The following is a 7,074-nucleotide window of genomic DNA, read 5'->3' on the forward strand; positions in this document are numbered from 1 at the left end:
CCACTGCATCAAGGCACGCGGTCTCGTCCGCCATGACCACCGCATGGCCCCAGGACAGAACCCCGGCCTGCAACCCCTCAAGAGTGCGCGGCAACGTGGTGGTCACGGCGTGGGCGGTCGCCAGAAATGAGGACGCCGCCCGCGGACCCAAAGCCAGCACGCACCCGATCTCCGCAACCGCCGCCATCTCCTGCGCCCGCACCGGCACATCCGGCCCGGCAACCACCTCTGCGGTGTCCGCGTACGTCACCGCAGCCTTCGCCTTCAAACCCGCGATCCCGGCCTCAACTTCCCTGGACCGGGCAAGAATATCCAGGCACCCATCCGCCAAACCAGCCAACGGATCAGCCACAGAAAACGGCAACGCCCCCTGCCCGTCCACCTCCGCATTCAACACGGCAAGGGCAGCCCGGATATCCCCGAACGCCTTCACCACCGCCGCTTTCCCCATAAAAACATCATGGCAAGGGGGTACGACAATTAGGGTCGGCTCGGGAGCACTGGCCTGTCGTACCCACGTTTTGGGGATGCAGGCCTTGCTCCGGTACCCTATTGAGGTTGGTGACGTGTCCGAGCGGCCGAAGGTGCAACACTCGAAATGTTGTTTGGTGTAAAAGCCAACGTGGGTTCAAATCCCACCGTCACCGCCAGGTAGAAAGGCCCTGCTTCCCTTGTGAAAAGGGAAGCAGGGCCTTTCTCATTCCGCACGGAATGAGCACAGCTCCTCCGGGAAGGCCACCACGACTTGACGGAACAGCGATCTGCCGGCGGCGGATGCGTCAGCGCGTCGGATCGATCATCGTCATCCCCGCGACATTGGCGGTATCAAGCCGTGGCAGCATGTCGGCGGCCTCGGCCAGCCCAATCACGCGTTCGATCAACTTCTGCGGTTCAAGCGCACCCGACTCAATCAGGGCGAGCATCCCGGGGTAGTCCGCCGCGGCCATTCCGTGGCTTCCAAAGACGTCCAGTTCCCACGCGATCACGCGCGCCATGGGCACACGGGGGTGGCCTTCCACCGGCGGCAGGAGCCCGATCTGGACGTGCCGGCCCCGGCGGCGCAAGCTCAAGAGCGCATCCGCGCACGTCAGCTCACTGCCGACGGCGTCAATGGAGACGTGGCTTCCTCCCGTGAGGGCGTGCACCTGCGCCGGGATATCTGAACCGTCTGCTGCCAGAACGTGGTCCGCACCGAGGGACTCCGCCACCTCCAAGGCAGCTGGGTGCCGGTCGACGGCGATAACCTTTCCACCGAGTGCTTTGGCGATCATGACGGCGCTGAGCCCTACGCCGCCTGCCCCTACAACGGTGACCCATTCGTTGGCAGTGAGGCGGGCCCGGCCGGTGAGTGCACGGTAAGCGGTGGCGAACCGGCACCCCAGGCTGGCGGCTGCCTCGAAGCTGACCCCATCGGGAATCGCCACGAGATTGGTGTCCGCTGCATGGATCACGACTTGCCCGGCAAAAGAACCCCAATGCGTAAAACCTGGCTGTTGCTGCTCCGGGCAAACCTGCGCGTTGCCCGCGAGGCACCACTCGCAGGCTCCGCAGCCCTCGACGAACGGTGCTGTGACCCTGTCGCCGACCGTCCACTTCGCCACTCCTGGACCGACACTGACAACGACGCCGGCGAACTCGTGGCCCGGGACGTGCGGCAGCTCAATATCGTCGTGCCCGGCCCAGGCATGCCAGTCGCTGCGGCACAGCCCCGTGGCAACCACGCCGATGACGACGCCGCCCACCGGAACCTCCGGCTCTTCAACCTCCCGGACAGCCAGCGGTCCTGCTATCTGGTCCATGACAATCGCGCGCACATGACCTCCATATATCCGCCTCGTCCCGCTCACATCCATGAGGGGGTTCGGGCGACATCTTCGCACGGGGCTCCACGCGGTGAAAAACCTCGCCAGCGTCATGCCCGGGCCGGGCGGTGATGCCGGGGGCCGCCGTCGGGCATATCCCAAACCGCGCGGCAGTTAGAGAATCCGCTGGTACATGCGGTGATCCTGCCACTGGCCGGCTATCCGGAGGTAGGCCCGCGCCGTGCCGTAGGCCTCAAAACCGTTTTTTTCCAGCACTCTTTGGGATGCGACATTATGCACCAGGGTGCCTGCTTCGAGGCGGTGGAGGCCGAGCCCGTCTTTAGCGATGTCCACCGCCGCGGCCAGCGCCGCCGTCATGAGCCCCCTGCCCTGGACAGCCGGGGAGATCCAGTAGCCGACGTGGGCATTCTGGAATGAACCCCGCACGATCGAACTGAGAGTCAGGAGGCCCAGGATGCCTTCATCGCCGCTCAACACCATGGAAAGCGCTGCGCCTGAATCAAGGTCAGCCTGCCGTCGCCTGATCAGCTCACGCTGTCCCTCGACGGTATAGAACTCCTCCGCCCTGACCGGCTCCCAGGGGGCGAGGTGGGACCGGTTCGCCTGGAACGCCAAAGCCAGCGCCCCTGCATCCCCCATCTGGACGGGACGCAGAACAATGCCGCCAGCGAGTTCACAAGAGAAGTCCACTGATTCACACTACACAGCCGGAAAACGGCCGGACCTCACAATCACCCGCGGCCCGCTCCTGGCCCAAATGTCGTGCTGATCAGGCAGAATGGGCCTCGATTGGTCAAAATACGAGGTCTCAATGAGAATCCGGGACGGGAATGAACGAGTTCTTTACTGCCGCTTTTGAAAAGGGCGTGCTGCAGCTGCAGTGGAAACCGGAAGTATTCATCACGTACGACATTGCCGTTCAGGCTGCCCGGGTCCTGGAAAACCTCAGTGGCGGACGTCTCCTGCCACTTCTCGTTGATCTCGCGGCAGTTGCGGGATTGACGCCGGAAGCCAGGGCAGGCATGAACGCCTACCGCGGGTTCTCGGCCGTGGCCCTCGTTGGGGATGGCCCCATGGGTAAGGTTGTGGCCGCCTTTTCCCAGCGGTCCCTGACTCCCACCGCATACTTCACCAACGCACCCGAGGCCCTCCATTGGCTGTTGGAGCAGGGCAGCCGGACCGGCACGCCAGGCAGGGCGCAGCCCACGGAGCACTGAGGGCTCCGCGGTCACTCCGGCGTCGACGGCGGGTGCCTCCTGCGCGCCCCGCCCTCCGCGCGTTCTTTGATGCCCACGAGCATGGCACGGTCCATGACGAGGTAGCCGGGCCGAAGGAGGAAATCCATCAGGCGAAGACCGACTGGCCGGCCGGGGCCAGAACGCGTCCGGAGCAGCAGCCTGGTCCCCGCGTCACCCGCATCGCGGAGGACAAACTGCCATGTCCCGGTGACAGTCCCCGGCGCTGCACCAGGGCTCAAGTCCAGGACCAGATGCCGCCCGCTCTCCATGCCCACCACACGCGGCCCGCGGCGCCCTCCCGGATAGCCATCCGGGGTGAAGGCAACGACGTCTCCCACCTGCAGGTCCTGCCACTCCGGATGGATGCGGTCCGCATTCTCAACGCCCAAATGGAGCAGCCAGTTCTCCACCCACGTGTAGGAATACAAGCCCGCACGGTCCACCCCCATCTGCAGGAGCCACGGCCAGACTTCGTCCGGAGGGGCAGACACGGTCACTGCCATGGTCTGGACTTCATCGGGACGGGGAATCAACTCGTCGCCGGGAAGAGGCATCGACCTTTCCGGCGCATCGGTCCCCAGACCCCCAGTGCACGTGGCAGGACCAGGTGCGTGCAAAGCCCTGCAGCGGCCACAGCGCCGAGAAGCCCGGGCAACGGCGTGCGTGTCCAGATGCCTGCGCGGCTTCCACTCTTTAGCGTCGCTGTGGGGGCCTGGACACGTGACGTCACACTGCTCATGGCTGGCTCCTTCGGATCCGGGACTTGTGGAGCCTACCTGCCGGGTATTCGTAACCACAGAGTCCAAAGCCCCGCGTGGGGAAATGCGGAACCTGCAGCGTGACATCCGGCCACGGCGCTTGACGCCACATCCGCGCACACGCTAGAAAGTAAGCAGCCTTATTATTTGTCGATTCTGCAAAGAGCTCTGCAAAAGGGAGGACATGCCGTGAGTGACAAGCCAGGAAACCAGACGCCGAACACACCCGATGTGAGTGAAACCGAACTGCGCAAGATGAAAGTGGACGAACTCCGCCAGGAGGCCAAGGAAGAGCACATCACCGGCGCTTCCGGAATGCGCAAGGAAGAACTGGTGAAGGAGGTGGCCCAGAGCCGGCAGGAAGGCGCGGATCATGGCCGAGTCGACGCAGGCGCTGATGGCGCGGAAGGCCTGGGCGCCGGGCCTGACGGCGGCAAGATCCGCTACGGCGATGATTCATCCAAGTCGCTGAAGTACTCGCAGGAAATCACCTCAACCGAGGAGGAACCCGAACGCGAAGGCCGAAGCCTGGCAACCACGCACCACGAGGTCATCAGGCAGTGGGCGGAAGAACGCGGCGGCGTTCCCGCAACAGTCGACGGCACGGAACGCGGGGACCACCTGGGCGTGCTGCGCATCGACTTCCGCGACAAGGACGCGAACCTTCGCGAAGTCAGCTGGGAGGAGTGGTTCAAGACGTTTGACGACCGTCGGCTCAACTTCATCTATCAGGAACAGCGGTCCGATGGAAGGCAGTCCAACTTCTTCCGGCTGGAGAACCCGGAGCGTGAAGACGCGTAGGACCTCCCAGGCCTGAGGCACGAAGGAGGCGCCGCCGCTGACAGCGGTGGCGCCTCCTTCAGTACCGCCCTAATGCCAATACTGCCTTACAGCCGGGTGTCGAAGGATCCGCAGAACACGTTGTCGTTGAACGTACCCTGGAACTCCGATTTGCCCTGGATCTTCTCCACCGCAGCCCGGATGGCTTCCCGCGTCCCGGCATGCGCGTGGATAGCCGTTTTAACCATGGGCACGTCGATCAGGTGGTTCGGCTGGTTCAGGGAAACGAACACGGTGGGGACCTCCGTGACGTACCACGGGATTTCCGCGGCCATCGGGGAAGACCACTTGATCCGGATGGCGGCCTCCTGGGCAAAGCCCTTCACGTTGGCAAAGACAAACGCCGCGTCGTACTTCTCCGCGTAGTCCCCCGTAGCCTCCTCGGAGATGATCGACATGAAGTTCACGCCGGTCTCCCCCGCGGCCTCGCGCTGCCCAGCGGTCCGGAAGAGGTGCACCTCGAAACCGGCGGCTTCCAGTTCCTCCTTGACCACCTCCAGGTAGGCCAGCGGGTCGGCGCGGGTGAAATCGGACCCGCCGGAGATCCCGTAAAGGCGGATCCGGGGATGGGTCCGCGGAGTGATGGGCAGGTTGCCGGCGGTGTCCTTGACCAGCGTCACCGTTTTGTCCGCGATCTCCGCAGCCACCTTACGATGCTCGGCCGATCCAATGACGGCAAGCGCCTCGGCGGGCGGCACCAGTTGGTCTGCAGCCTTGAGGTGCAGGGCCAGGGACGCCTTCAGCCCGAGAATCCGCCGAAGCGCATCGTGGAGCCGCTGCTCGGTGATGATCCCGGACTTGTACCCGTCCAGCATGTACTGGAAGTCCTCGGCCGGGTTCCGGAAGAACAGGAACATGTCGCAACCGGCGGCGATTGTGGCAGGCACCAGGTCTTTGCGTTTCTTCGCCTGCGTCAGGCCCACCATCTGCGAGGCGTCCGTGAGCACCAGCCCATTGAAGCCGAGTTCGCCGCGCAGCAGGTCCTGCAGCAGTTCCGGGGACAAGGTGGCGGGAAGGATCTCAGCATCGGAGAGGCCTGGCCGGAAATGCCGGGAAACCTCCGGCGCCCCAATGTGGCCCACCATGATGGACTGCACGCCGTGCGCAATCATCTCCCGGTACACGTGGCCGTACGTCCGGTTCCACTCCTCGTAAGGGAGGGTGTTGTAGGAGGTGACCACGTGCTGGTCGCGCTCGTCAATCCCGTCGCCCGGGAAGTGCTTCATGGCGCAGGCCGTAGGCGATTCGCTGATGCCGTCGAAGTATTCCTTGGCGCGTTCCACCACGATTTCCGGGGTGTTGCCGAAAGAACGCGTGGAAATGACGGTGTTCCGCCAGTTGTAGTGGATATCCACGATCGGCGCGAACGCCCAGTTGCACCCCAGTGCCGCAGTCTCCACCCCGGCCACCTGCCCCATTTGCCGGGCAATGGTCTTGTCCGGGTGCGAGCCTGCCTGGAGGTGCGTCGAGACGAAAGTGCCGTCGTCGCAGCTGCCGGCTCCGCCCATCTCCGGGTTGGACGCGATCAGCAGCGGAATCCGGGTCCTGGACTGCGCATAGCGGATGTGTTCCTGCACTGCAGCGGACGGACCCGGGCGGTACCGCATGCCGCCCACGTGGTAGTTTTCCAGCACGCCATCGAGGTACTCGGGTGAGTAGTCGTTGTTGTGGTTGATGAACAGCTGCCCGATCTTTTCCTCGAGCGTCATGGCGCCAAGGGTGCCCTCCACCCAGGCGATGGCATCGGCGTCGAGGTTGAACGGGGCGGCGGCAAGGTCGACGTCGAACTGCCGGGGAGCAGTGCCCTGCGCTGCCTTGGGTGAAGGTACGACGGCGGCGATCCCCTTGAGTGCCTGGGCCACCACGTCCGGAACGGGCGCGGCGATGTCCACCACTACGCCGCGCTCGTCCTCCTGCAGCGGTTCCAGGGTGGCGAGCTGGGAGTCCAGCAGCGCCGGTGGCATGAAGTGCCCGGTGCGGCCTTCCGTCCGCGCCTTCAAGACCTCTTTGCTGCCATTGAGGTGCAGGAAGATCGTGTCCGGTTCCTGTTTCCGGATGGCGTCGCGGTAGCTGCGACGAAGGGCGGAACAGGCCAGGACCAGTCCGCCATCGCCCGCCTTGGCCAACTCCGCGCCCACGGTGGCGAGCCAGGGCCAGCGGTCCTCGTCCGTGAGCGGGGTGCCGGCTGCCATTTTGGCCACGTTCTCCACGGGGTGGAGGGAGTCGCCGTCGAGGAACGGGACGCCCAGTTCCCGGGCCACAAGGTCTCCAATAGTGGACTTGCCGCAGCCGGAGACGCCCATGACGATGATCTGCTGTTTAGTCATTGTTTGATTCCTTGACAGTCGTGGCCTGTTTTACCAGTCATGCCTCACCAGTCATGCACGGTGCCGTCGACGAGGCGGTTGTAGGGCA

Annotated in this window: 6 protein-coding genes, 1 tRNA gene and 1 pseudogene; 3 read left to right on the top strand and 5 right to left on the bottom strand. The window is 64.5% G+C overall.

Annotation, left to right across the window (positions count from 1 at the left end; genetic code table 11):
• A pseudogene (locus ACTHQS_RS20890) lies at positions 1-436 on the bottom strand (HNH endonuclease signature motif containing protein); the annotation flags it as partial.
• 124 nt (positions 437-560) lie between these two features.
• Here ACTHQS_RS20890 and ACTHQS_RS20895 point away from each other — a divergent pair.
• A tRNA-Ser gene (locus ACTHQS_RS20895) sits at positions 561-650 on the top strand.
• Between the two features lie 129 nt (positions 651-779).
• On the opposite strand, the gene ACTHQS_RS20900 is transcribed toward ACTHQS_RS20895, so the two are convergent.
• Together ACTHQS_RS20900 and ACTHQS_RS20905 are read right to left on the bottom strand one after the other, a co-directional pair.
• A complete protein-coding gene (locus ACTHQS_RS20900; protein ID WP_440172701.1) occupies positions 780-1,814 on the bottom strand; it encodes a zinc-binding dehydrogenase in 1,035 nt (344 codons plus the stop codon).
• 162 nt (positions 1,815-1,976) lie between these two features.
• Positions 1,977-2,513, bottom strand: coding sequence for a GNAT family N-acetyltransferase (locus ACTHQS_RS20905; protein ID WP_440172702.1), 537 nt, complete (start codon positions 2,511-2,513; stop codon positions 1,977-1,979).
• A 140-nt stretch (positions 2,514-2,653) separates the two neighbouring features.
• On the opposite strand from ACTHQS_RS20905, the gene ACTHQS_RS20910 reads away from it, so the two are divergent.
• The gene (locus tag ACTHQS_RS20910) at positions 2,654-3,040 is read left to right on the top strand and encodes a DUF7793 family protein (RefSeq protein ID WP_440172704.1); all 387 of its coding nucleotides are present in this window, start codon (positions 2,654-2,656) and stop codon (positions 3,038-3,040) included.
• An 11-nt stretch (positions 3,041-3,051) separates the two neighbouring features.
• Here the strand turns inward: ACTHQS_RS20910 and ACTHQS_RS20915 are convergent, their stop codons facing one another.
• Positions 3,052-3,615 (bottom strand): hypothetical protein, encoded by a 564-nt coding sequence (locus ACTHQS_RS20915; RefSeq protein ID WP_440172706.1) that lies wholly within the window; start codon positions 3,613-3,615, stop codon positions 3,052-3,054.
• A 393-nt stretch (positions 3,616-4,008) separates the two neighbouring features.
• On the opposite strand from ACTHQS_RS20915, the gene ACTHQS_RS20920 reads away from it, so the two are divergent.
• Positions 4,009-4,620: a Rho termination factor N-terminal domain-containing protein gene (locus tag ACTHQS_RS20920; protein ID WP_440172708.1), complete on the top strand. Its 612-nt coding sequence runs from the start codon at positions 4,009-4,011 to the stop codon at positions 4,618-4,620.
• Between the two features lie 86 nt (positions 4,621-4,706).
• Here the strand turns inward: ACTHQS_RS20920 and ACTHQS_RS20925 are convergent, their stop codons facing one another.
• Positions 4,707-6,986 (bottom strand): gluconokinase, GntK/IdnK-type, encoded by a 2,280-nt coding sequence (locus ACTHQS_RS20925; RefSeq protein ID WP_440172709.1) that lies wholly within the window; start codon positions 6,984-6,986, stop codon positions 4,707-4,709.
• Positions 6,987-7,074 lie beyond the last annotated feature (88 nt).

The sequence above is a fragment of the Arthrobacter sp. SAFR-044 genome, from assembly GCF_051965175.1.
Lineage (GTDB): Bacteria > Actinomycetota > Actinomycetes > Actinomycetales > Micrococcaceae > Arthrobacter.

Coding starts and splice junctions, on each gene's coding strand:
- ACTHQS_RS20910 (WP_440172704.1), top strand. CDS start 2,654: ATGAACGAGTTCTTTACTGCCGCTTTTGAAAAGGGCGTGCTGCAGCTG.
- ACTHQS_RS20915 (WP_440172706.1), bottom strand. CDS start 3,615: ATGCCTCTTCCCGGCGACGAGTTGATTCCCCGTCCCGATGAAGTCCAG.
- ACTHQS_RS20925 (WP_440172709.1), bottom strand. CDS start 6,986: ATGACTAAACAGCAGATCATCGTCATGGGCGTCTCCGGCTGCGGCAAG.